General features: G+C 45.7%; 26 protein-coding genes and 2 pseudogenes. 8 read left to right on the top strand and 20 right to left on the bottom strand.

What is annotated here, in order from left to right; translation table 11 throughout:
• Window positions 1-20: 20 nt before the first annotated feature.
• Entirely contained in the window at window positions 21-266 is a 246-nt protein-coding gene (locus NLX82_RS27550; RefSeq protein WP_028543071.1) for a WGxxGxxG family protein, read from the bottom strand.
• Between the two features lie 151 nt (window positions 267-417).
• On the opposite strand from NLX82_RS27550, the gene NLX82_RS08060 reads away from it, so the two are divergent.
• Window positions 418-939 (top strand): DUF3231 family protein, encoded by a 522-nt coding sequence (locus NLX82_RS08060; RefSeq protein WP_028543072.1) that lies wholly within the window; start codon window positions 418-420, stop codon window positions 937-939.
• Window positions 940-1,110: 171 nt separating this feature from the next.
• Here the strand turns inward: NLX82_RS08060 and NLX82_RS08055 are convergent.
• From NLX82_RS08055 to NLX82_RS08030, 6 genes and pseudogenes are all read right to left on the bottom strand, one after another.
• A pseudogene (locus NLX82_RS08055) lies at window positions 1,111-2,525 on the bottom strand (transcriptional regulator).
• 218 nt (window positions 2,526-2,743) lie between these two features.
• Window positions 2,744-2,935 carry a hypothetical protein gene (locus tag NLX82_RS08050; RefSeq protein ID WP_226887785.1) on the bottom strand — a complete coding sequence of 64 codons (192 nt, stop codon included), beginning with the start codon at window positions 2,933-2,935 and terminating at the stop codon, window positions 2,744-2,746.
• On the bottom strand, window positions 2,935-3,696 hold the full coding sequence (locus tag NLX82_RS08045; RefSeq protein WP_305953830.1) for a M15 family metallopeptidase: 762 nt from the start codon (window positions 3,694-3,696) through the stop codon (window positions 2,935-2,937). Before NLX82_RS08045 ends, NLX82_RS08050 begins: the two co-directional genes overlap by 1 nt.
• On the bottom strand, window positions 3,668-4,159 hold the full coding sequence (locus NLX82_RS08040; protein ID WP_254347724.1) for a phage holin family protein: 492 nt from the start codon (window positions 4,157-4,159) through the stop codon (window positions 3,668-3,670). Before NLX82_RS08040 ends, NLX82_RS08045 begins: the two co-directional genes overlap by 29 nt.
• Window positions 4,160-4,236: 77 nt before the next feature.
• Window positions 4,237-4,884, bottom strand: a complete 648-nt coding sequence (locus NLX82_RS08035; protein WP_069080999.1) for a CD1375 family protein — start codon at window positions 4,882-4,884, stop codon at window positions 4,237-4,239.
• Between the two features lie 14 nt (window positions 4,885-4,898).
• Entirely contained in the window at window positions 4,899-5,666 is a 768-nt protein-coding gene (locus tag NLX82_RS08030) for a phage tail protein (RefSeq protein WP_143758218.1), read from the bottom strand.
• A 407-nt stretch (window positions 5,667-6,073) separates the two neighbouring features.
• Between NLX82_RS08030 and NLX82_RS08025 the strand changes: the two are divergent.
• A pseudogene (locus NLX82_RS08025) lies at window positions 6,074-7,047 on the top strand (tyrosine-type recombinase/integrase); the annotation flags it as partial.
• Between the two features lie 99 nt (window positions 7,048-7,146).
• On the opposite strand, the gene groL reads toward NLX82_RS08025, so the two are convergent.
• The 7 genes from groL to NLX82_RS07990 all read right to left on the bottom strand — a co-directional run bounded on the left by groL (window position 7,147) and on the right by NLX82_RS07990 (window position 12,501).
• Window positions 7,147-8,775, bottom strand: a complete 1,629-nt coding sequence (gene groL, locus NLX82_RS08020; RefSeq protein ID WP_013309215.1) for a chaperonin GroEL — start codon at window positions 8,773-8,775, stop codon at window positions 7,147-7,149.
• A 73-nt stretch (window positions 8,776-8,848) separates the two neighbouring features.
• Complete coding sequence (groES, locus tag NLX82_RS08015) at window positions 8,849-9,130, bottom strand: co-chaperone GroES (protein WP_007429271.1); 282 nt, start codon at window positions 9,128-9,130, stop codon at window positions 8,849-8,851.
• Window positions 9,131-9,490: 360 nt separating this feature from the next.
• Window positions 9,491-10,258: a twin-arginine translocase subunit TatC gene (gene tatC / locus NLX82_RS08010; protein WP_023987474.1), complete on the bottom strand. Its 768-nt coding sequence runs from the start codon at window positions 10,256-10,258 to the stop codon at window positions 9,491-9,493.
• Between the two features lie 111 nt (window positions 10,259-10,369).
• Window positions 10,370-10,621 (bottom strand): twin-arginine translocase TatA/TatE family subunit, encoded by a 252-nt coding sequence (locus tag NLX82_RS08005; protein WP_013309213.1) that lies wholly within the window; start codon window positions 10,619-10,621, stop codon window positions 10,370-10,372.
• 103 nt (window positions 10,622-10,724) lie between these two features.
• Entirely contained in the window at window positions 10,725-11,207 is a 483-nt protein-coding gene (locus NLX82_RS08000) for a MogA/MoaB family molybdenum cofactor biosynthesis protein (RefSeq protein ID WP_013309212.1), read from the bottom strand.
• 113 nt (window positions 11,208-11,320) lie between these two features.
• Window positions 11,321-11,809, bottom strand: coding sequence for a cyclic pyranopterin monophosphate synthase MoaC (gene moaC / locus NLX82_RS07995; protein ID WP_254347723.1), 489 nt, complete (start codon window positions 11,807-11,809; stop codon window positions 11,321-11,323).
• A 38-nt stretch (window positions 11,810-11,847) separates the two neighbouring features.
• The gene (locus NLX82_RS07990; RefSeq protein WP_254348191.1) at window positions 11,848-12,501 is read right to left on the bottom strand and encodes a 5-formyltetrahydrofolate cyclo-ligase; all 654 of its coding nucleotides are present in this window, start codon (window positions 12,499-12,501) and stop codon (window positions 11,848-11,850) included.
• 270 nt (window positions 12,502-12,771) lie between these two features.
• Here NLX82_RS07990 and NLX82_RS07985 point away from each other — a divergent pair, with 270 nt between their 5' ends.
• Entirely contained in the window at window positions 12,772-14,736 is a 1,965-nt protein-coding gene (locus NLX82_RS07985) for an ABC-F family ATP-binding cassette domain-containing protein (RefSeq protein WP_254348189.1), read from the top strand.
• A gap of 547 nt (window positions 14,737-15,283) precedes the next feature.
• Here the strand turns inward: NLX82_RS07985 and tsaD are convergent.
• Genes tsaD through tsaE form a run of 4 tightly spaced genes read right to left on the bottom strand, consistent with a single transcriptional unit; the run spans window position 15,284 to window position 18,197 of the window.
• Window positions 15,284-16,348 (bottom strand): tRNA (adenosine(37)-N6)-threonylcarbamoyltransferase complex transferase subunit TsaD, encoded by a 1,065-nt coding sequence (gene tsaD / locus NLX82_RS07980; RefSeq protein WP_254347721.1) that lies wholly within the window; start codon window positions 16,346-16,348, stop codon window positions 15,284-15,286.
• Window positions 16,345-16,860 carry a ribosomal protein S18-alanine N-acetyltransferase gene (gene rimI, locus NLX82_RS07975; protein WP_071639897.1) on the bottom strand — a complete coding sequence of 172 codons (516 nt, stop codon included), beginning with the start codon at window positions 16,858-16,860 and terminating at the stop codon, window positions 16,345-16,347. Before rimI ends, tsaD begins: the two co-directional genes overlap by 4 nt.
• Window positions 16,861-16,877: 17 nt before the next feature.
• Window positions 16,878-17,714 carry a tRNA (adenosine(37)-N6)-threonylcarbamoyltransferase complex dimerization subunit type 1 TsaB gene (tsaB, locus tag NLX82_RS07970; protein WP_160789053.1) on the bottom strand — a complete coding sequence of 279 codons (837 nt, stop codon included), beginning with the start codon at window positions 17,712-17,714 and terminating at the stop codon, window positions 16,878-16,880.
• 3 nt (window positions 17,715-17,717) lie between these two features.
• Window positions 17,718-18,197 carry a tRNA (adenosine(37)-N6)-threonylcarbamoyltransferase complex ATPase subunit type 1 TsaE gene (gene tsaE / locus NLX82_RS07965; protein WP_068938648.1) on the bottom strand — a complete coding sequence of 160 codons (480 nt, stop codon included), beginning with the start codon at window positions 18,195-18,197 and terminating at the stop codon, window positions 17,718-17,720.
• A 134-nt stretch (window positions 18,198-18,331) separates the two neighbouring features.
• On the opposite strand from tsaE, the gene NLX82_RS07960 reads away from it, so the two are divergent.
• From NLX82_RS07960 to NLX82_RS07940, 5 genes are all read left to right on the top strand, one after another.
• Window positions 18,332-18,862 (top strand): cysteine hydrolase family protein, encoded by a 531-nt coding sequence (locus tag NLX82_RS07960; RefSeq protein ID WP_075153900.1) that lies wholly within the window; start codon window positions 18,332-18,334, stop codon window positions 18,860-18,862.
• A gap of 613 nt (window positions 18,863-19,475) precedes the next feature.
• Window positions 19,476-20,660 (top strand): acetyl-CoA C-acetyltransferase, encoded by a 1,185-nt coding sequence (locus NLX82_RS07955; RefSeq protein ID WP_028543085.1) that lies wholly within the window; start codon window positions 19,476-19,478, stop codon window positions 20,658-20,660.
• Window positions 20,661-20,714: 54 nt separating this feature from the next.
• Window positions 20,715-21,455 (top strand): acetoacetate decarboxylase, encoded by a 741-nt coding sequence (locus tag NLX82_RS07950; protein WP_254347719.1) that lies wholly within the window; start codon window positions 20,715-20,717, stop codon window positions 21,453-21,455.
• Window positions 21,456-21,495: 40 nt separating this feature from the next.
• On the top strand, window positions 21,496-22,161 hold the full coding sequence (locus NLX82_RS07945) for a CoA transferase subunit A (RefSeq protein ID WP_023987464.1): 666 nt from the start codon (window positions 21,496-21,498) through the stop codon (window positions 22,159-22,161).
• Window positions 22,158-22,814: a 3-oxoacid CoA-transferase subunit B gene (locus tag NLX82_RS07940; RefSeq protein ID WP_023987463.1), complete on the top strand. Its 657-nt coding sequence runs from the start codon at window positions 22,158-22,160 to the stop codon at window positions 22,812-22,814. The genes NLX82_RS07945 and NLX82_RS07940 overlap by 4 nt, the downstream gene beginning before the upstream one ends.
• A gap of 239 nt (window positions 22,815-23,053) precedes the next feature.
• Here NLX82_RS07940 and NLX82_RS07935 read toward each other — a convergent pair whose 3' ends face one another.
• Both NLX82_RS07935 and NLX82_RS07930 read right to left on the bottom strand, forming a co-directional pair.
• Window positions 23,054-23,233, bottom strand: a complete 180-nt coding sequence (locus NLX82_RS07935; RefSeq protein WP_023987462.1) for an H-type small acid-soluble spore protein — start codon at window positions 23,231-23,233, stop codon at window positions 23,054-23,056.
• A gap of 56 nt (window positions 23,234-23,289) precedes the next feature.
• Complete coding sequence (locus NLX82_RS07930) at window positions 23,290-23,529, bottom strand: hypothetical protein (protein WP_023987461.1); 240 nt, start codon at window positions 23,527-23,529, stop codon at window positions 23,290-23,292.
• Between the last annotated feature and the right edge of the window lie 86 nt (window positions 23,530-23,615).

The raw sequence follows: 23,615 nt of genomic DNA, 5'->3' as shown, positions 1-23,615 counted from the left end.
TTTTTGAGTTGTATTTACGATTATCTTTTTTTGTGGTTTTCATGGTCGCGACGTCTTAAGCCTGCCAATCCAATTAATCCTAACAGACCAAGCCATCCCCAATTAACATTATCGTCATCATCATTATTATTAGTGGTCAGCATTTGTGTTCTACCATTGTCGTTTGTGCCCATATTGGTTTCACTGTTTTCAGCAAATGCTACTACCGATCCAAAACTTGAAATCATTAATGCAACAACAACCATTATCTTCATTTTTTTCAACATACCTAAACCACTCCTTTAAATTTGTGTTTCCAATCAGTTTTTAATGTATTTAATATGCCCAGTAGAACATATTTGGTATACACACATTAAATCTTCACTACTGGGAATCATAAATTTGTACACCATTAAAATAAGCAAGGAGTGGTTTTTTATAACGGGTATCCTAAGCGGGAATCCAAAAGACGAGCCCATGCATTACGGAGAAATTTATAGTGTGTGGCAGTTTTCAGCGTTAGCGAAAGGAAGCGTTTCATTTTACCAAGCATGTTTAAACCACGCTGGAGACAAAGAACTCAAAAAAATACTGGATGATCTTATTGATCAAGCTAAACTGGAAATCCAAGAATGCGATGCAATGCTTACTGATAATGGTATTGCCCCAGCTCCTATTTTGCCTGAAAGACCCCCTGTGAAACTTGAGGATATCCCGGCTGGTGCAAGGTTTACTGATCCCGAAATTGCAGCTAAAATAGCATTAGATACCTCTGTAGGATTGACATCTTGCAGCCAAGCTATGGGTCAATCCATTAAAGAAGACATCGGGGCTTTATTTGCGAAATATCATCTAACTAAGACTGCTTTAGGAGTTCGTATTCTAAAAATGAACAAAAAAAAGGGTTGGTTAATACCTCCCCCTCTTCAATTAAAAAGACCTGAACCAGTTAAAGCCTAAATTTACTGTACGATTCTTCAACACACTGTTCCTTAGATTGTTCAACAAAAATCCCCGCCGACCAATTAAAGGTTAGCGGGGATTTGCTTTGCTTACGTTTAAGCACCTCCATGCTGTACTTGTGGCTGTATATCATGCGAGTGAACAGGTACAGTAACAATAAACAAAAAGCTAGCCGCGACGATCAGGAGAACCATTTTTTTTAACATTGTTCATCCACACCTTTTCAATAAGATTTAAAAAATCTGCTTTGGTTTCAGGAGCCGCATAATCCTTGAAATGCAAAAACAAACCCATACAATTTATAAAATAAGTCTCATTATTTAGTGTATGATAACTTACCAATGAATACATCAAATGTTTAAAACCATCACTGTAAATGCCCTGATTTAAGTAATAGTAGGCTAATTCGTAACCACACCACGCAAAATAATCAGGTACCACTTGTTGAGTATACATATCACTTGATGAGTGTTGCGATAATGATGCAATGTCTGTTTCAAACCGTTTAATTATATCATTAACGTTGATCTTATATCGGTTCGCCGCTATCATAATATTCAGCAGTTGAATAACCCTATCTTCTTGAGTTGTATCCTCCGCCGCATCAATATATTCAACATAATCTTGTAACACTTTTATATCTCCAGATAAAAGCTTATTCACAATAACGTTAGCTTGCACCCAGTGTTGAAACAACTTGACCCAATGTTGGGTGTTCTCATCTGTCTCTTTGACCCAATCTAAATTAGCATAGGCGTATGTATATTGTAGAGCTTGTTGATAATCGCCTTGGGCTTCATAGACACTTGCACACAGCAGGTCAGAATAGGAAATGTATACAAACAAGGGACGAGTTAGTTTCTTAGTAGATTCATTACGCTCTCGACTCTTCTGTTCATGCTTCAAAGTATATTGAATTTCCGCTTTAACTCTCATTATTCTTGCTACTTCCTCAACCTTGTCCCATTTACGCAAAGACCTGTACACGTTAGCTAAATCCTTCAGTGCGTCAAGCTGTTCTATTTCATCCAGACGTTCCACGAAGGGTTCAAATAGCGTTGCTGCCTTGAGATTACGGCTTTGATCGTCTCCAACTTGAATCGTAAATATACGATACTGACAGACTGCCAATCGTTCTGAATGTTGATATTTTTCCGCTTCAGCTACCCCCTCATAGAGCAGCAATGCAGCCGCATGTCGTTCCTGCGACAACAATTCTTCTGCAATTTCAAATAGTTTGGGCGAATACAGTAGATTGTCCATGATAGCTCCCACCACTCTACGGATCACACCCAGCTTGTCCAATTCCGCACAGCGATACAAAAATGGCTCGATTCGCCTCATATTCGGAGGATGGTCGATGATGTAGTTTTCTATGAACAAGTCATAAAAGTGACCTTCCGGTAAACCCATAGCCTCAGTAATTCGATCCAGTTGGTTAACAGACAAAGGCTTGTTTCCTGTCACGATAGCACTTACTGCTCCCCTATTCATATCCGCAATATGACCAAATTGGTTAAACTCAATCCTTCTTGTTGTAGGTATCTGTCTAATTCTGCTCGAATCGTAGGTGTATGCTTCATATCATAGCAACCCCTCGCATAAAAATTCCAGTATTTTATAATCATTTACTATTTTTGTCCAGCATTTAACAGTTGTCAATCTTTTTTTGCGAATCATGTGGAAAGCCACGTTTGTCATAAGAGCACTCCTACAAACAAAAAAACACCCCGCCGGCATTAAGCCAGCAGGGTGTTTCGTATTCCCAAACGCCTGTAATTATTCCTCATTAGTTGGACTGTCAGTCGACTTGCCATCTACATAAGCCTCCGCCAGAATGTAAGCAATCACTGCGCCGAATGCACCGATAACGCCGGGTTACTTGAATAACCGTGTCATTGTTTGCACCAAAAGCAGTGAGCAAGCTCGTGAGCAGTGCGGCCAGCAACGCCCAAAACTTACGACTGGACAATTTACGTTTCCAATCTGTCATTATGCGACACCTCCCCTTTTGAATACTCCAGCTCGGTCAAGCAGCGTGACCATGCGATAAAAGTCGTAGCTACCGTCATTCGCCGTGTCCAGTACCCCTACGGCCTTGGCGTTGATACAGGCTTGCTCTGCCCATGCAGGTACTTTAGGCTGTTTAGCTGTTGTCTCTAACGTCTTGATACGGTCAGCTTGCTTCTGTACAGTGTTTTGCAACGCTTTAAACGCTGCTTTTTCTTCTGCTGTCATAGGTTCATCCTCCAATTTATTAAACTTAGCTAAAGCTGCATTAAGCTGCGCTTGAGTTGGGTGCTTGCCCGCCCGAAATTGAGCCGTCGTGATTCCAAAGACCATCTGCAGGTGGGGCATGTCCTTAAAGCTGCGCCAGTCTCCTCCCCACTCAAGCCCTAGTTTCTTCACTTCCTCAACCACTTCCGACCAGTCTGGAAGGGAATCCTTATCATCATCCTTCAGCGTGTCCCAGGAAACTGTGCGGCCATCTCGTAACAGCAGAGCGAAATCGGCTGCAAACCCAAAGTTATGATTGCTATATCCGCCCCTGGCTTTTGTTACTTTGGGACGCTTATCTCCATTCCGTCCTTGGGCATAGAGTTCGTCCTGTTCCGCATACGTGCGGAATCCTTGAGTAATTACTATCCAAACACCACGGGCATAGCAGCGCTCAATTAATTTTTCCATTACAATTTTAAAAACTGGATTCAGCCCGACAAGTCGATTAAGAGACTTTTTTTGTATCTGTTCCATCGTCAGCACCTTTGTCATCTCCTTTCTCTTTCAACTGTTGCAAGAAATTTTTAAGCTTGAACGGCAATGGAATTCCCATTGCTCCCCAGTTCTCGGCCAAGGAAAGTCCTTCACGGCCAGCGTAGAAGTAAATAGCCGCCGTCCGGAAGATCGGTGCGCCTGGTTGTAGCCAATTGTCCAATTGTGCAGACAATCCCACCACCGTCAAAACCGTAGCCTTTCGAATGCCTCCCCAAAACATCACATCGCTGTCCATTTTTTTGTTTCTAATAGCTGCGGCTACTCCAAAAATATAATCCAATACCATCATCGTAAGCAGCACCTGAAACGGCTTGTCCCACCCACCCAAAAATGTAACAATCAGACCAGTCAGCGCAGTCACTCCCCCTGCCGCCGCTTCCTTTTCCGATGCCCCGACCATTGCGGTCCATACGGTGCTGCCAAACATTTTAATTTGGCTCACTACCTTTTCCCCCTTAAAAATAAAGCCCCCGACCACTCCGAGGGCAAAGAAATAGCGCATCCGATTGGATACGCCCCTTACGCTTCTAGTTCTGTTGATTGTTCTGCCGCCTGTGTAGCTGCTGGAGTCACATGCGCAGGCTCAGTAATGCCCAAGTCTGCTTTAACCTGATCCTGCAATCCGGCTGGTACGTCCTCGATTGTACGACGGCCAGCGAGGATAAGATGTACAAGTGTGGTCGCAAAAGCTTTTTTAATCTGCTCATTCATGCTATCACCTCCCTTCATGAGCTGCATGAGAATAAAAAATAGAACCCGATCCCGGATTCTAGGTAACATTGCTTTGTTCCATAACGAGCTGGATAAGATAAGCCCGGCTATGGCTTCTTTGTTGTCCAAATCAGCCAGTTTAAGTTCTGCTACCCGCTCCGTTAAGGGCTTTTGAAAAATCGGTTCTGTGGTAGCACTATCTTTGTATTTAAACTCTAACTTTTGAGTAGCGGGATTGACCCAATAAGATATGGCCTGTTCGAAGTCTTGTTTGTGCTGTTGATACCCGAGTTGGATCACGCCTAGCTTATCGAAATCGTAATCGCGCAACTGCGGATAGAAAGCTGCATCATCTTCCGCAGTTGTTACAACTACATCGCCTGCCGACTCCGGTGTTACAAAAATCACTTCGCCAGAGGCCTTGCACCAGAATACTTTTGAACCAATTTCAGCCATTATTATCCCTCCATTTATTCGTATGCAAACCATTCATGAGCCTCAATGTATGCTATTGGTGAACCCCCAGCGTATTCTCGTATGTTGCTAGTTTCTACCGTAGCAGTAAAACCGCATGGCTGTTTCGTTAAATTATACATACTAATATAGTTGTTAAAACGTCCGTATAGAGCCCATGTTCCGTCTGATTGTGGTACGGATGCGGTTGAAAAACATTCCAAATACAAAACGTTTCCGTTGTCTTTCAGTTTAAAGCGAACGAATATACGACTTGGAGAAAAACCCATATTATTAACGGAAAGACTCATAGTAGCTCCACTACTATAATTGGGCGCCCCTGCCGATTGACCGTTAAATGAGCCTCTTGCGAATCGTTTTACAGATGCATTTGTGATTACTGCCGCTATCTGATCGCTGTTCATGTCGGGACTGGCGCCTCCAAACTTGCCGTTGATCGCGCCCACAATTTTATTTTTAAGATCAACGGCTTGCGTAAAAGCTTGGTCTGCCAGGCTGTATGCTTCATTCGCTCGGTCATACGCCTGTTTAGTAGCGCTTGGTGTAGACGCCCGATCTTTAGCATCACTGGTTACTGAAGTATCGAGTATTGTAACGCCACGTGCTTGCGTAGTAGCGGAAGGCAGATCGGACGCAGAATGTGTATGATTCTTGCTGGCTAATCCGTCCCAAGGCAGCCACACTCCAGCGACTGTTCTAACCCGTTTGTATACCCCGCCAGTTTCATCAATATAAAGGTGGACGAGTGTCATGCCTTCTTCCACTGTGACAGATCCTACAAAAAGAACGCCTTTAGGGTTAGCCCCCGGCGGACTGTGATCCGAAGCTGGGTTTAAAGAAGCGACGTCAATCCTGTGCGTTCCGGGCAGAATGATAAAATTCCAGTCGACCGAAAACGGTTTGCCTCTGTCTACGAAAGATATGCTGTAAAGATCGGAAAGAGCTTTGCTGGTCGGTACAGTCAAAGGAGAAATTGATTTATAATCTGCGCTAAGTCGGACGATACCCTTAACTGTAGTGGTGGCTTCGTCTACCTATATTTTTAATAGCCTCGTCCAAAGCCTGATCGTTTTCGTAAAGCGTACATCTACAGCCCACATATCATAATGTTTGTTGATCTGGAACACATTCATATGTTCGTCCCAAAACAGCACATGATTTTCAACCTTGGGACTGGCTGAAGACCTATTCAAAAGGCAAGGTAAAGAAAAACACCGTGAGAGTTAGAGAAAAAGAGATTAAGATCCTACTAAGATATATTGCTAAGGTCATAATAGACAAATTTACACATAAACAGTATCAGAATATCTTAAACGATTTAGATGATAAAGAATATGCTAGGACAACCATTGAGGGCGTACATGTAACTGCAAATATGATTATGAAATATGCAATAAAAAACAAAATGAGATTGGATAATCCATGTTCGGGTGCAATTATTCCGGCGAAAATGCTGACGGTAGAGGCATTGAAAATAGTACAATCGAGGATGGTTACTTAGAAAAACATGAGCTGGCTGAATTTTTAAATGCAGTGAAAGAACACGGTTTACCTTGTGACATTGAAATCTTTCACTTGCTTGCCTTTTCAGGGATGCGATCTGGGGAACTCTGTGCTTTAAAAGATACGGATTTTAACTTTGAGTTAAATGAGTTACGAATAACCAAAACACTTTACAATCCTGATAATAACATGCGTAAATACACTCTAACTCCACCCAAATCTACAGGATCTATTCGTAAATTTAATGTAATTGATATTGTTATGAATTTGCTTCAAGAACACATTGTTAAACAGCGAACGCTCAGACTTGAATACAAAAAATTATTTACTGACTATCATGAAAACAACTTTGTTTTTGCTCACAAGAATGGCTACCCGCTCATTCAGAAAAATATATTAATCCGAATGGAACGCATTCTCAAGAAGACCTCCATTACAAAGAAAGCAACTCCTCACATTTTTCGGCACACCCATATATCAATGCTGACTGAAGCTGAAGTCGATCTCAAAACAATCATGAAGAGAGTTGGCCATGATGACGCAAAAACTACACTTAAAATCTACACACACGTCACAGAAAAAATGAAGAAAGATGCCAATGAAAAGATTAAAAATCACTTTTCCGACATCCTTCAAATCTGACTCCGTGCAGAGAATGTGATTTTTATGTGATTTTATAGAAAAGGGCTCCCTTTCGGGAGCCTTTTAAATAGCGGTATTACAGGGTTTTGATACCCTTTGTTACATCATGCCGCCCATTCCACCCATTCCGCCCATGTCAGGCATTGCAGCCTTTTCTGGTTCTGGCTTGTCAGCGATAACCGCTTCGGTAGTCAGGAACATTGCTGCTACAGAAGCAGCGTTTTGCAATGCATAGCGAGTTACTTTTGCAGGGTCCACGATACCAGCGTCGATCATGTTTACCCAGTCGCCAGTAGCTGCGTTAAAGCCTACGCCAACTTCTTCGCGTTTCAGACGCTCAACGATTACAGAGCCTTCTTCACCTGCATTAGCAGCGATGGTGCGGATTGGAGCTTCCAGAGCGCGCAACACGATGTTCACGCCTGTTTGCTCGTCGCCTTGCAGTTCAACAGCTGCAACTGCTTTGTATACGTTCAGGAGCGCTACACCACCACCGGATACGATACCTTCTTCAACCGCAGCACGGGTTGCGTTCAGGGCATCTTCGATGCGCAGTTTGCGTTCTTTCAATTCTGTTTCAGTTGCCGCACCGACTTTGATGACTGCTACGCCGCCGGACAATTTAGCCAGACGCTCTTGCAGTTTCTCTTTGTCGAACTCAGAAGTGGTTTCTTCCAGTTGCGTACGGATTTGGCTAACACGAGCATCGATGTCGGCTTTGTTTCCAGCACCGTCAACCACAATCGTATTTTCTTTTGTGATACGCACTTGACGTGCTGTACCCAGTTGGTCTACGGAAGCTGTTTTCAGGTCCAGACCCAGTTCTTCCGTGATCACTTGACCGCCTGTCAGGGCAGCGATATCTTGCAGCATTGCTTTACGACGGTCACCAAAGCCTGGAGCTTTAACAGCTACAGCGTTGAATGTACCACGCAGTTTGTTGACAACGAGCATAGCCAGCGCTTCGCCTTCGATGTCTTCAGCGATCAGAACGAGTGGCTTGCCTTGTTGTACGATTTTTTCAAGCAATGGCAGGATTTCTTGTGTGTTTGTGATTTTTTTGTCTGTGATCAGGATATATGGATTGTCCAGTACAGCTTCCATTTTGTCCGTATCTGTAATCATGTACGGGGAAATGTAGCCACGGTCAAATTGCATACCTTCAACCACTTCCAACTCTGTTGCAAAACCGCGGGATTCTTCAACCGTGATTACACCGTCTTTGCCCACTTTTTCCATAGCTTCAGCGATCAGTTCGCCTACTTCGTCATCAGCAGCGGAAATACCAGCTACTTGAGCAATGGATTGTTTGCTTTCGATTGGTTTGGAGATGGCTTGCAGTTCAGCAACAGCTGCTTTAACTGCTTTGTCAATCCCTTTACGGATACCGATTGGGCTTGCGCCCGCAGTTACGTTTTTCAGGCCTTCTGTGATGAGGGCTTGAGCCAAAACAGTAGCAGTAGTCGTACCATCACCAGCTACATCGTTCGTTTTGGTTGCTACTTCTTTAACCAGTTGAGCGCCCATGTTTTCAAACGCATCTTCCAGCTCGATTTCTTTTGCAATCGTTACACCGTCATTGGTGATGAGCGGGCTACCGAATTTTTTCTCCAGTACAACGTTACGGCCTTTCGGTCCGAGAGTTACTTTAACAGCATTAGCCAATGCGTCAACCCCGCGCAGCATAGAGCGACGAGCGTCTTCACTAAATTTAATATCTTTAGCCATTTGTGATAAACCTCCCTATGGATTATGAATGATTTGTTTCAATTCCTATATTCAGGTCTTGTCCGGGTTCCGGTTAACCGATGATCGCGTGGATATCGCTTTCTTTCATAATCAAATATTCTTTACCTTCATATTTGATTTCCGTTCCAGCGTATTTAGAGAAAATGACACGGTCGCCTTCTTTTACTTCCAGAGGAATACGGGCACCGTCTTTCAATGCGCCTGCGCCAACCGCGATAATTTTGCCTTCTTGCGGCTTTTCCTTGGCAGAGTCAGGAAGTACGATCCCGAAGGAAGTCGTTGTCTCTTGCTCAATTGCTTCCACCAATACGCGTTCACCCAAAGGTTTGATCATGAAAAAATAGCCTCCTTATTAAGTGTTTTATCCTGTAATTTGGTTGTTATGTTGTATGTATTAGCACTCGACAGTCGTCAGTGCTAACAACCAACTTTATGATACTCAACTTGAGATTGAATTTCAAGTCCCTAATGTATTTTTTATGGGAATTTTTATGGACAGCCCTTCTCGATTATTTCCATCTGACTTAAAAATAACCGCTGACCCAAGGCTAATGCTTATTTTTAGGGCAGCTAAGCTGCTGCTGTTCATACTCTGTAAATAGTTATGATATACAAATGCTATTCATCATGTGCAAGTTGCCATGTAGCGCGGACCCGAATAAATTGTTTACTGAGCCATTCAGGTCCTGCCTTATTATTCCGAAGCTACACGCAACTGGGCCTCACGTTCCTCCTGCGCACGCAGCTGCCTGCGGTACACGACCGAAGACAAATACACGCTCACTTCATATAGCACCAGCAACGGAATCGCCACCAAAAAATCGGAAATAAAGTCCGGCGGAGTAATGACAACCGCGACGAACACAAGCAGAAAATAAGAAATCTTCCGCCATTTGCGAAGCCGCATTGGTGTTATAACATGAATCCCCGTCAGAAACATGATAAGCAGTGGGAGCTCAAACAACAGCGCTACAGGCAGTACAATATTAAACATAAAGGTGAAATATTGTGCGATCCCGTACGTTTCCTGTAATCCCATACTTTTGGTGACAGACGATGTAAACTGAATCGCCATTGGGAAAATAATGAAATAAGCAAAAGCTGCCCCAATGATGAACAAAAGCAGCACATAAGGCACATACCGCAAAGTCGCACTCCGTTCTTGCGGTCTTAAGCCCGGGCTGACAAACTTCCACAGTTGGTAGCAGGCAAACGGTAGCGCCACCGCAATCCCGATGATCATGGCGATCTTCATGTAGATACCAATCCCGTCCCAAAAGGAAAACGCATTTAACTGAAAAGCTTGCGCCGAACCGGAGCGAATAAGCCAGTCATAGACAGAACCCGCCGCGAACAGACCACCAGCCAGTGCCAATACAAATACAATTAGCACATAAATAATTCTGCGGCGAAGCTCTCCCAGATGTTCCATTAACGGCATTTCATGCTCTGATGGGGTCAAGTCCATTCCTCCTTTCTGAACGGAACGCAGCAGCGCCTCCTAAAAAATAAAGCCCTTCACTGAAGAAGAGGCTCTTGTTTATTGTACAAGCATCAAGAATTATAACTAAATCTATGACAAGCGTTTATCCTCAGGCTGAGGTTGAACTTCTGAAGACGTCGTTTGTGATGCTTTGACCACACTATCTTTGCTGTCTTTACGCTCAGTCCGTTCATCTTCTGATAAAATATCGCGTGCCCCGTTTTTAAACTCACGGAATGTACGCCCTACAGCTCGACCCAGCTCAGGCAGCTTGTTCGGACCAAATAACAGCAGCGCCAGAATAATCAACAAAATATAACCCGGTGCTCCAATATTGGGCATGTGTAGTAATCCTCCTTATGTTGACGGACAAAATAAGAATCTTTGCCCGTATACGGCCTTATAAATTCTTATAGGTATCATACCACACACGATGTGCTGCCTTCTACCGGAACTGGCCTGTCACCATAAGCAACGCTTCTGGAAGTTGGTCCATTATCGCCGCCAAATTTTCATGCACACCTTTGGGCGTTCCTGGCAAATTGACGATCAGTGTACGTCCGCGTATTCCCACGATTCCACGGAATAGCATAGCCGCTGGATTTTTCTGCATCACGATCATTCTCATGGCTTCCGCCATGCCTGGCACTTCCCGTTCCACTACCCGCCTAGTCGCCTCGGGTGTCACATCACGGATCGCCAGCTCAGTTCCGCCCGTAGTTAGTACCAGGTCTGCATGAAAATAATCGGTCATTTCGATTAAAGCTGCAATAATTTCATCCGGTTCATCGGGAACGATCCGGTATTCCACAATCTCTCCGCCCAGTTCTTCTTCGATGAGTTCCCGGATGACCTGTGCGCTTGTATCCTCACGCTCTCCCCTTGCCCCTTTATCACTGGCTGTTAGGATCGCCGTTTTCCACACCATAAGATCACCCTTCTCCTATCATGAAAGAATACTTTCTCTTCTGAAAATCAGAAACAGCCACGCTGCATCCTCCATCACATCACAGTACCCTCTCGGCGACAATGTTGTCTATGTCAAGGTTCCCGGTGGTCCTCCCTTTGAAAATCCCCATGCTTGCCACCTGTTTTGGATTGCAGCATGGTAGGGCCGATGATCATATCTTTTTGCAGCGCCTTGCACATATCATACACGGTTAACGCTGCGGCTGAAGCCGCTGTCAAAGCTTCCATTTCTACACCTGTCTTACCTTCGGTCTTCACTTCAACTTCAATATGAAGCACATCATGTTCATTATCGGAAAAAGTAATGTTCACGCCTGTCAGGGCCAGTGGATGACACATCGGTATCCAGTCTGACGTTTTTTTCGCACCTTGAATCCCTGCGACCTGGGCCACAGCAAGAACATCACCCTTGCCGATTCTTCCTTCTTTTACAGCCGTCAATGTAGCCGGATTCATCGTAATCTGAGTCACGGCAACTGCTGTACGAATCGTAGACGTTTTACCCGAAATATCTACCATCCGAGCCCGTCCCTGTTCGTTAAAATGAGTAAAGGAATCCACGACTCCCTCACAGCTCCTTTCACATACCCAACTTTACTTCATTCATCATTTGTCAATTTTGCATAATCACAATCTAAGCGTCCATCCAGAGTAAACAGCACGTCCACTCGCAAATCCCTTGGCTCCATGGGCACCTGTGTCAGCAATTGTCCCGGCAGCAGCAGCGAGACATAAAGCGGACCTACGTGGCTGTTGTTACGCTTCTCTGCCTCTACCTGTACGGTAAAGCGGTCATAATAGCCTCCGCCGTAACCAATCCTGCCCCCACGACGATCAAAGGCCAAGCCAGGCACAACAACCCAGTCAATTCCCGCCCACATTTCAGGCGACCATTCCTTGCATGTCAAAGCAGGCTCAGGGATGTTCCAGATACCGGGTACAATATCTCCGTACTGATCCATCTCCCTCAGCTCCATAGTCCGGGTTACCGGATCCACTCTTGGGGCCAGGACACGATCTCCCTGTGACCAGCAATGCTCAATGAGGGGAGCCGTCGAAATCTCGCTGCCAAAAGAGAGATAACTAAATAATGTTAGCTTATCTCCGTTTCTGTCTATTCTAAGCTGCTCCCATGCCTCGATTGCATGCCGACAGGCCACAGCCGATGCCTTCTGCCTTGTCAGCGGGTCCATGGAGTCACGCGCTTCCCGTTGCTGCAAACGCAGCGCGTTCTTCACATTACAGACATCCATCACATCCGCCCTCCCGCACAATCGTCGATAATCTTTAAAACGTTACTATTGTCCCATTTGTCAGTAAGTGCTGTACGTTGCAAGTTTTTTTCATTCTTTTTCACTTCTCGTTTAAGTTTATCATTGTTTATACAAATTGACTACACGCGGCTCAAGGGTTTACAGGGTGAAAGCAGTGCAATAGTGGGTAATTTCATGTAAACTGGAAGGAAGGTACCTGCGAAGAAAGCAGGTAGAACTGTGCAAAATGTAATGGAGGAACGATACGCTATGCTATTGCAAGTAACCGGAATTACTAAATCCTATGGAATTGAGCCCGTTCTGGACGGGATTAACCTTCAAATATTGGAACGTGAACGTATTGGACTCGTAGGTGTGAACGGTGCAGGCAAATCGACCCTGCTCAAAATCATTGCTGGTGAAATATCCTATGACAGTGGACAAATTTTCAAGGCGAAGGAGACCAGCATCGGTTATCTGGCGCAAAACAGCGGCTTGAATTCTGATCGTTCTATCTGGGGGGAAATGATGCTGGTGTTCACTCCCCTGATTGAAGCGGAACGGGAACTGCGGCAAATGGAACAGGACATCGCTGACCTGGCCAATGCTCAAAACGAAAAACGCTACGCAGATCTGCTGGAACGCTATGCACGTCGTTCAGACTGGTTCAAGGATCACGGTGGTTATGAAATGGAGACCCGTATTCGCAGCGTGCTGCACGGCATGGGCTTTGGTTCATTTGCACCTGAGACGCCTGTAGCTACTCTGAGCGGAGGACAGAAAACCCGGCTTGCGCTAGCACGCATCCTACTGCTCGCCCCAGATGTCCTTATGCTCGATGAGCCTACCAACTATCTGGATATTCAAACACTGACCTGGTTGGAGGACTATTTGCGCGGCTACTCCGGTTCTCTGCTGGTTGTATCACATGACCGTTATTTTCTGGACCGACTGGTAACGACGATTATTGAAATCGAACGCCATCGTTCTACCCGATATACAGGCAACTACAGCCGCTACATGGAGTTGAAGGCTGCCGAGTACGAAACGAACCTGAAACATTACGAAAAGCAGCAAGGAGAAATTGCCCGTTTAGAAGCATTCGTACAACGTAATATCGTACGGGCTTCCACGACCAAACGCGCTCAAAGTCGGCGCAAGCAGTTAGATAAAATGGAGCGTATGGATCGGCCCATGGGAGACTTGAAAAAGGCTCATTTTTCCTTTGAAACAGCCCATATGTCAGGTAAGGAAGTGCTGGAGGTACGTGACCTCTCTGTGGGGTATGAAGGTAAAAAGCCTTTATTCCAGCACGCATCGTTCGACTTAAAACGTGGAGATACCGTGGCACTGATTGGTCCGAACGGGATCGGAAAATCGACGTTGCTCAAATGTCTGACCGGATCACTTAAACCTGTTGCTGGCTCCATCCACTGGGGCACAAAAATCAAAATCGGCCTGTATGACCAGGAGCAGACGAACCTGAACCCCGCCAATACCGTACTGGAGGAGTTGTGGAGCGAATACCCTCATATGGAAGAAGCACGTATTCGTACAGTGCTGGGTAATTTCCTGTTTAGCGGTGACGATGTACTGAAAAAAGTAGCTGCATTAAGCGGAGGGGAAAAAGCCCGCGTTTCTCTGGCCAAGCTCATGCTGCGCGAAGCCAACGTATTAATTCTAGATGAGCCTACCAACCATCTGGATTTGTTTAGCAAGGAAGTGCTGGAAGCAGCTTTGATGGACTATGACGGTACACTGTTGTTCATTTCCCATGACCGTTATTTCCTGAACAAAATGGCGGAACGTGTCATCGAGCTGCATCCTGAAGGGATAGAACATTTCCTGGGGAATTATGATGACTATGTAGCCAAAAAGCAGGAGTTAGAGGAAATTGCGCTGGAAGCTCTGGAGGCAAATCAGGCCACACGCGGCAAAACATCGGCTGCCTCTGCATCCGTGACAGACGAGACCACGTCCAAATCACGCGCCGCCACCTATGCGGCGGACAAACAAGCCAAAAGCGAGGAACGCAGCCGTCAACGCAAGCTGGAGGCATTGGAAAACCAGATTAAAACGCTGGAAGAACAAATTTTAGGGCTGGAGGAACAAATGACCCTGCCTGAGATCTATCAGGATTACACAGCGCTTCAGAATATTCAGGCACAACTCGACACCCATAAACAGGAATTGACTGAAACCTATACCGCTTGGGAAGAGCTGTTAGAAGAATAAACACTACTGCATAAAATCTTAGCCTTAAAAAATTCACATTTTCCTCTTTTGTATTTTTGTACACAAGATTATCCACAGCTTATGTGTATGAATGAGATTGAAAAATGGCCTTTTGGGCCATTTTTTTATTGATAAAAAGCCGTTTTCAAATGAAAACCAAATTTATCCACCCTTTTGTCCACATTATCCACAGATTTCACAAGAACTAAAGGTGTTACATATCCCCCAACTTGCTATCTCCAAAAAGTCTTATCCTGCTTGCTTCGGGCTCGGTTATCCACATTCAAAGCGGTATATGTGGATAACTTTGTTCACAACTTGACAAATCACATCATTATTCGGGCAGTATCAAAATTCCAGATTTTTTTGATGAATCATGAAAAATCGTGAACAATTGTGACGAATAATGTGAGGGAATGAGATACTGCCATTCATTTGCTCAAACTCCTGTATTTTATCCTCTTGAATTTATATTTTTATGATAATTATGGAGCAGGACAAAAAAGACACGACTCAACTGTGCCGTGTCTTGCTCATTCTTCTTCAATTAAGTTTGGACAGACCATTCTTCCAGAGACAGTCCTGGATCAGCCTTCATATCCAATGAGGTAAATTCTCCGCGCTTCCATTTGGCGTAGGCCGCAGCACCGATCATCGCTGCATTATCTGTGCAATATTTCATCGAGGGTACAAGCAGCTCAATTCCTTCGCGCTCACAGCGCTCCCGCAATGCTGTACGCAGTCCGCGATTAGCAGCCACACCGCCACAAAGCAGGAGCTGTTTCGCACCGTATTCACGCATGGCACGAATCGCCTTTTCCACCAGCACCTCGACGACCGACTCTTGAAAGCCTCTTGCGATCGCTCCGACATGAACAGTTTCTCCGCGCATTTTCGTCTGGTTAATTACATTCAGCACTGCAGATTTCAAACCGCTAAAGCTAAAATCATAAGAATCCGGCTCCAACCATGCACGCGGCAAAGTAACCACTTCCTCCGATTCATGAGCCGCACGATCCACATGCGGACCGCCGGGATACGGAAATCCAATGGCTCTCGCTACTTTGTCGTAGGCTTCTCCAACCGCATCATCCCTTGTACGACCAATGAGTTGAAAATGACCTTCGGACTCCATCAGCACCAGCTCTGTATGTCCTCCTGACACAACGAGAGCAATGCACGGATATACGATATCATGCTCCAGCTGATTGGCATAAATATGTCCCGCGATATGATGCGTCCCGATTAACGGCTTGCCAAACGCCAAGGCAGCGCTCTTAGCGGCGACAATACCAACCAGCAATGCACCAACCAGTCCTGGTCCTTGTGTCACGGCAACCGCCGAAATCTCGCGTGGGGTAATTCCCGATGTTTGCATGGCCTCGTCCAGCATGTAGGTGATGCTCTCCACATGTTTGCGTGAAGCCACCTCTGGCACAACACCACCAAAGGCTTTGTGTGTTTCAATCTGACTGGAAATCAGATTCGAGAGCACCTCTGTGCCATTTTTCACGACAGAAACAGCCGTCTCATCACAACTCGTTTCCACTGCCAGTATATAGCAAGGCTCGCCGGAGGCGGAGCCTGTACCTGCTTTTTCCTCTTGCATCATTGCTTCTGCACGCTTCCTTCCTGTTCACCGGATGCCCCATGCGCGGGAAGATCCGCCCACATGATCACAGCATCCTCGTTATTATCCGAGTAATAGCCTTTGCGCACACCTGCGGGCTTAAAGCCTTTTTTCTCATACAAGCCTTGAGCGATCCGGTTCGTTACCCGCACCTCCAGCGTCATACGTTCCATCCCTAAATAAGAGGCGGTCTGCATCAGCTCATCCAACAGCTTGTCTCCAAGCTTACGTCCGCGATAAGCCTCACGAATCGCAATATTCGTAATATGGGCCTCATCCATAATCGTCCACATGCCTGCGTAACCAATGGCTTGTCCGTCTAGTTCCATAATCATATATTTAGCGAAATGATTCATCGTCAGCTCATTGCGGAATGCTTCCTCTGTCCACGGTAGCGTGAACGCTTCATGCTCAATCTCCAGCACATCGGGAATATCATTCAGTTGCATCAAGCGAAACTCAAGTTTCTCTTCCCGCTGTATGTTCTTTGCCATGTTGTTCACCGCTCTCTTCAGCGCTGGCGAAGCAGATTGGCTTCCGCCTCCGCCAGCTGGGTATAATTAGGAACCAGCGTATGTAGCTCGTCATGTTCTTGACGAAGCAGCTTATCCGCCCCAAGGCGGCCAACCCATCTTCCTTCCAGCTCATAAGGTACGATACGAAGCTCGCTCCAAGCACGCAGGCGCTCGGCTGTTTCGGCGTGAACCGCCGTTTCACCGACTAGCCAAATGACTGGAGGACGCTCTTCAGAGGGCAAAGCCTCCAGCCGTTGCAGCAGGTCATCGGTCCAAGCAGTCATCAACCGGATTGCATCTGGCTCCAGCCGTTGCGGACTCTCGACGTCGTCAACTGTACTCACGTCGAACAGCCCCGTGTAAACCTGACCACGGCGCGCATCCAGCACGGGCACAATCCAGTCTGCTGCCTGCGCTCCGGACGAACCGTTATTCACAGACTCATTTTTATCTTCTTGTCCCTTCATCTCGATGCCGCGATTCCACCCCCCCCACGCCAAAGCGTGCAAAGTGGATATGGACGTCACCGGGATACCCCAGGCCCAAGCGAGTGTTTTGGCTGCGGTCACCGCAATCCGGATACCGGTATAAGACCCCGGTCCAACACCAACTGCAATACCGTCTACATCATCTCGTGTCAGCCCTTCTTCATTCAGCAGTCGTTCCAGCTCGGTAATCACATGCACGGAATGATTACGTTCGCCATAGACGTTGCTTTCTCCCAGCAATTCTCTTCCGTTCATCAGAGCGGCCGCCATCACGGTCGTCGCTGTATCTAACGTCAAAAACCGCTCACGCGGCTTTACATTCACATCTGTATGCTCTCTTTGCATGGTTCAAACTCCATTCTCCCGCAAACTGCGGCACCATTGTTCATAAGGCTCGCCGTACCCGGTCAGGTGAATCAAGCGCTCCCCGACATCCGTTGTTTCTATATGCATGTGAAGCCGCTGCTCCGGCAATATATCCGGTATAATACTACCCCATTCCACCAGACATACTCCTGTCCCGTAAAAATATTCGTCCAGCCCGAGATCCTCCGCCTCGTCCTGGGAAATCCGGTACACATCCATATGATACAAAGGCAATCGGCCCTCGTACTCCTTAATGAGGGTAAAGGTTGGACTATTTACGATACCCGGCACACCTAAATGGCTGGCAAAAGCCTTGGAAAAAGCAGTTTTGCCCGCTCCCAGATCTCCATCCAGCACAATCACCGTTCCGGGGACCGCTTTGGCTGCCAAAAAACCTGCCAATGCCCCGGTCTGTGCCTCTGAGACAGAACGGAACATAAACTGCTCCTGCGAAATTGTCATATATTTTAATCACCTTTCGTCCGAAACGGACCGTTCCAACTTGTTCTTTATTATATAGTTCACCTTATGTCGCCGCAAGGCATGAAGACATGCTATTGTAAGTTAGATGATACACACAGGGAGGGATTGAAACGATGGGGCAAACCGTTTTACTCATGATTGATGTTCAGCAGGCTATGTTCATGTATGATGAGAAGCTGTATCGTGAGCAGGAAGTTGTAGCACATTTGCAGCAGCTTTTGGACAAAGCCAGAGCTACAGGTACACCAGTGATTTTCGTACAGCATACCGATGAAGCGGATGAGGATTTCCGGGAAAACAGTGTAGGCTGGGCCATCGCCGATGTGGTGCGTCCTCTTCCTCATGAACGAATTGTTCGTAAATCATCCTGGGACAGCTTCTATCAAACCGAATTGGGCCATGTGCTGAAGGAACTGGGAGCCGATCAACTCGTAATCGCGGGGATGCAGACCGAGTTTTGCCTCGACACGACTTGCCGAAGCGCCTATAGTCTGGGATACCATAACAACGTGCTCGTATTAGATGCGCATAGTACATTTGATAGCAAGGTGCTGAGCAGTGAACAAATTGTAGCGCATCATAATGGGATGCTTGGCAATCGTTTTGTGCGTTTACTCGCGACAGCGGATGTACATTTTTCGTGAGTTGTTGAAGTTTTATGTTCCAAGCCGATTGCTTTCAAGCAAGTCGGCTTCTTTTATTGTTCATACGAAAAAACCGCCCTTTCAAGTGACACCGTTAACAAGAAGCAAGCTGGCACAATATAACGAAGATTATGAATATTGAAAGGCAAATCCGTCTTCAGAACATTCTGGAGGCTTTTTTTTATTTCCCAGCGATGAGTTAGATGATATTTGCGAGGAAAACTTTTTCACGTATGGATTGTAACTTTCATTTTTAACAGAAAATTCAATTTATGATCATGATTTTCAGAAAAATTAAGAAATTAACAGAAAACGTTAGAATGGCCTAATTATTGTGGCCTATATGGCTCTATAAACATCTGTACATAGATATGTGTATATTTTTGAACATTGAGCAAAATCTGCATTAGAACTATGATGAAACTGGTTTTAATTTCCAACGAGAGAAGGCGATCGAACCCTCACACTCACTGTCTTAGGCACCATGATATGCCCGCAAGCAAATGTATCTTGCAGTCGCTACATCTCGTAGGTTAAGAACGGAAATTACGAATTGAAGTGCAATCATGGATGTATTGTGTCTTGAACACAACGAAAGGAATGTGAGTTTTTAATGAAAAAAGTAGCTTTAGTAAGCCCGTTGAGAACAGCGGTCGGCTCTTTTAACAAAACCCTTGCGCCTCTAAGCGCTCCTGAACTGGGAGCAACTGTGATGACAGCATGCCTTCAGCAAAGTAAATTAGAGCCTTCTTTGATTGATCAAATTTATTTGGGAAATGTTCTTCAGGCGGGCAATGGCCAAAATCCTGCCAGACAGGCGGCACTAAAAGCCGGTATCCCTATTGATGTACCCGAAACAACGATAAACACGGTTTGCGGTTCAGGACTCCATGCCGTTGCTTTAGCCTACAATTCAATATTGGCGGAACAAGGCAACATCGTCTTGGCCGGAGGCATGGAGAGCATGTCGAATGCCCCTTACCTGCTAAGGAATGCAAGAAACGGCTACAAACTTGGCAACGGTGAGTTGGTAGACTCCCTGGTGGCCGACGGTCTTACGTGCCCGATCAACCATTACCATATGGGAATTACCGCAGAAAATGTTGCAGAGAAATATGGAATTTCAAGACTTGAGCAGGATGAATTTTCCTATCAAAGCCAGATAAAGGCCGTAGAAGCTAAAAACAAGAAGCTTTTTGAAGAGCAGATTGTTCCAGTCATGATTAAAAATAAAAAAGAAACTATATCTTTCACGGAGGACGAACACATAAGAGGAAATACAACGAAAGAAAAACTTTCTCAATTAAAACCTGCGTTTAAGGAGAACGGAACAGTTACCGCCGGAAATGCTTCAGGAATCAATGATGGCGCAGCGGCTATGCTTGTAGTGTCGGAAGACAAATGTAAGGAACATGCGTTAAAGCCGTTGGCATATATCAAGGGTTATTCACTTGTTGGCGTTGACCCTGCATATATGGGAATGGGACCGGTGAAGGCCATTTCGTCACTTCTGAAGCAACAGGGAATGTCTATTGATGACATCGATCTTTTTGAAATTAATGAAGCGTTCGCCGCACAAGCACTAGCGGTATTGAAAGAGCTTGGAATCAATCCTGAGAAGGTGAATGTCAATGGCGGCGCGATCGCGATCGGGCATCCTGTCGGAGCAAGCGGTGCTAGGGTATTGGTTACGCTGGTTCATGAAATGGTGCGAAGATCTTCACGTTACGGCATCGCCTCGTTATGCATCGGAACGGGAATGGGAATAGCGATGCTAGTTGAAAATGCACTCATTTAAAGTGCGAGTTCAGGATGACTTTTAGAACTATCTCTTAAAGGAAGGGAGATCGCTATGAATCAAAAAGATGTACTTTCACTCCAATCCATGCCTGCGGCCAGCGGCAGTTATGGGCGCCCGCCATGTCGCTTCATCAACCGGGAATTTTTCATCATTACCTATGAATCCGATCCCGCTGCGATTAGACAGGCGGTCCCGGAACCTCTTCAGCCGGATGGAAGCAATACCGTTTCCTATGAATGGATCAAGATGCCCGATTCATCCGGGTTAGGAAGCTATGAGGAAAGCGGTATTGTCATTCCGTGTACTTTTCATGGAGAACCCTGTAATTTTGTTGCCCAAATGTATTTGGATAACGCGCCTGCTATTCTGGGAGGACGTGAAATCTGGGGATTTCCGAAAAAATGGGCGAAGCCTCGCTTGATCGTTGAGGAGACGGAGACGCTGACGGGTACATTGCATTACAACAACGTCCTGGTGGCCACGGGAACCATGCCTTTCAAATATAACATTTTTGATGAAAAGGAAACGGCTAAAGCCATCGCAAAAACGCAAGTTAATTTGAAATTAATTCCTGATGTTGACGGTACCCCTAAAATTGCTCAGTTGGTAGCGTATAATCTCGAAAACATTACGGTTAAAGGCGCCTGGTCAGGGCCTGCGAGGTTAAGCCTGATTCCCCATGTCAACGCTCCTGTGGCAGATTTGCCGGTAAAAGCTTATATTGGCGGAAAACATTTTATTGCCGATTTAACGCTTCCATATGGAAGCGTCCTCTATGATTATCTCCAATAAAGTTGCTTTCCTAAAAATATATATATAAGGAGAAGGAACCATGAATAACAAAGTAATCTCCGCTGAAGAAGCAGTTAAGCAGATCAAAGACGGAGACACGGTGATGGTCGGAGGTTTTCTGGCAGGAGGCTTTCCGGAGGAACTTGTACGTGCGCTTGTCGACACCAATCCCGCCAGCAATCTTACGATTATATCCAATGATACAGGCACACCGGAATTATCTATCTATAAGCTTGTAAAAAGCGGCAGAGTAAAGCGGATTTTTGCATCCTATATTGGCTCTAATCCGGAAACGGGAAGGCTCCTGATGACGAAAGAAGCGGAGGTTCAACTCTTCCCGCAAGGTACGCTCGCTGAAAAAATACGTGCAGGAGGAGCAGGCTTGGGCGGTGTTTTAACGCCTGTAGGTGTAGGCACCATTGTAGAGGAAGGAAAAAAGAAAATCCAAATTGACGGGAGAGAATATTTGCTCGAACTGCCGCTCAAAGCAGATGTGGCGCTAATCAGAGCTCATAAGGCTGATGAAGCGGGAAATCTTGTCATCAACGGCTCTTCACGTAACTTCAATTTGGTAATGGCTACAGCGGCAGAGTATGTAGTTGCTCAGACAGACGAATACGTAAAGACGGGAGAAATTGACCCCAATCATGTCAACGTTCCCGGAATATTTGTCGACGCAATTGTAAAGGTGGGTGAAAACGCATGAATAACAGAGAATTCATTGCTCGAAGAATAGCCCAGGAATTTAAAAATGGCGAAGTTGTCAACCTTGGTGTTGGAATGCCTACAATGGTGGTAGACTATATCCCCGAAAACATTCATATTATGCTGCAGGCTGAGAACGGAATCCTCGGTGTAGGCCCAAAAGCGACTCAGGGGAAAGAAAGACTCGATTGTATCGATTCAGGCGGAAACTATGTTACAACTATGGAAGGAGCTTGCTTTTTCGACAGTTCGCTTTCATTTTCTATCATCCGTGGAGGGCATGTGGATATCACCGTGTTGGGCGCCCTGGAGGTCGATGAGAAAGGCAACCTTGCAAGCTGGATGATCCCAGGGAAAAAGGTTCCGGGCATGGGGGGAGCCATGGATTTGGTGGTCGGAGCCAAGAGAGTGATTGTAGCCATGGAGCATGTGAACAAAAATGGAGCGCCGAAAATACTGGAACAATGTAAACTGCCCCTCACCGCTGTAAATGTTGTAAAGACCATCGTAACCGAAAAGGCTGTCATCGATGTTATTCCAGGTAGTGGACTGATGCTGAAGGAAATTGCGCCGGGTTTATCGGTGGAAGACGTTCAATTGGCAACTGAGGCTAAACTGATGATTTCACCACATTTAAAGGCCATTGCAGTATAAAGTCATGTAAAGGAACCAACTCCACCTTCAAATTAACTTGTCTGGCGTTTAACTTGTTCCCTCGACTGCATTTATTATTACAAATAAGGTTCGCTAATTGCTCATTGAGCAATTGCGAGCCTTTTAGGGTTGAAGCGGGATCATTCAAGCAGCATTCTACGATGAAAGCCTACAGCTGTCCAAGATCTTTCTAAAGCTATACCCCATACTATGGGAAAAATCTGGTTTGGTGCCCTCTTCTATTGTTCTTCCAGACGATCCACACGGACGGTTTGGGTATTGCCGGGTCTGCTACCTATCTGTACCGTTGCCATACCGTTTGCTTGGTCTACATGCTCAATCCAGATCGGTTTACCATCCAATTGTACGGCAATATTTTCAGATGAATCATAAATAGCTTTTGCTCGTTCCACGTTCATGTTATTCTTCCCCTCCTGTTTGTTGTTGTGTGCATTCATTCAGAAATATAGTTCACCTAGTCTTCATCTATAATCCGTTCAACGTCTAATGAAGGGATGCTATGAGAAGGCGAAGTTGAGACTACAGCCTCCAAATCCACATGAGCCACAGCTACGGGAAAAGGCGGACGAATTCCATGTGAAAGAGCAAACTCGGGCGGCAATGCATCCTGTTCGCCTCCAGCTGGGCCCCGAAAGGCGATTTGGCTTTGACCCACACGATGCCTGATTTGCTGAGGATAGGATTTTCCGGACATAAATTGTGTACCCCCTTTTGAATCGGATATGCCTTACTATGCACCAAACTTGCTGTAACCATGCGCACGCGGAAGCAATTCGCAGT

Origin of the sequence: Paenibacillus sp. A3M_27_13, from assembly GCF_024213315.1 — a bacterium.
Taxonomy (GTDB): Bacteria; Bacillota; Bacilli; order Paenibacillales; family Paenibacillaceae; genus Paenibacillus; species Paenibacillus polymyxa_B.
Note: the sequence above shows the minus strand (reverse complement) of the source record. Positions and strands in the feature narration are given on the sequence as shown.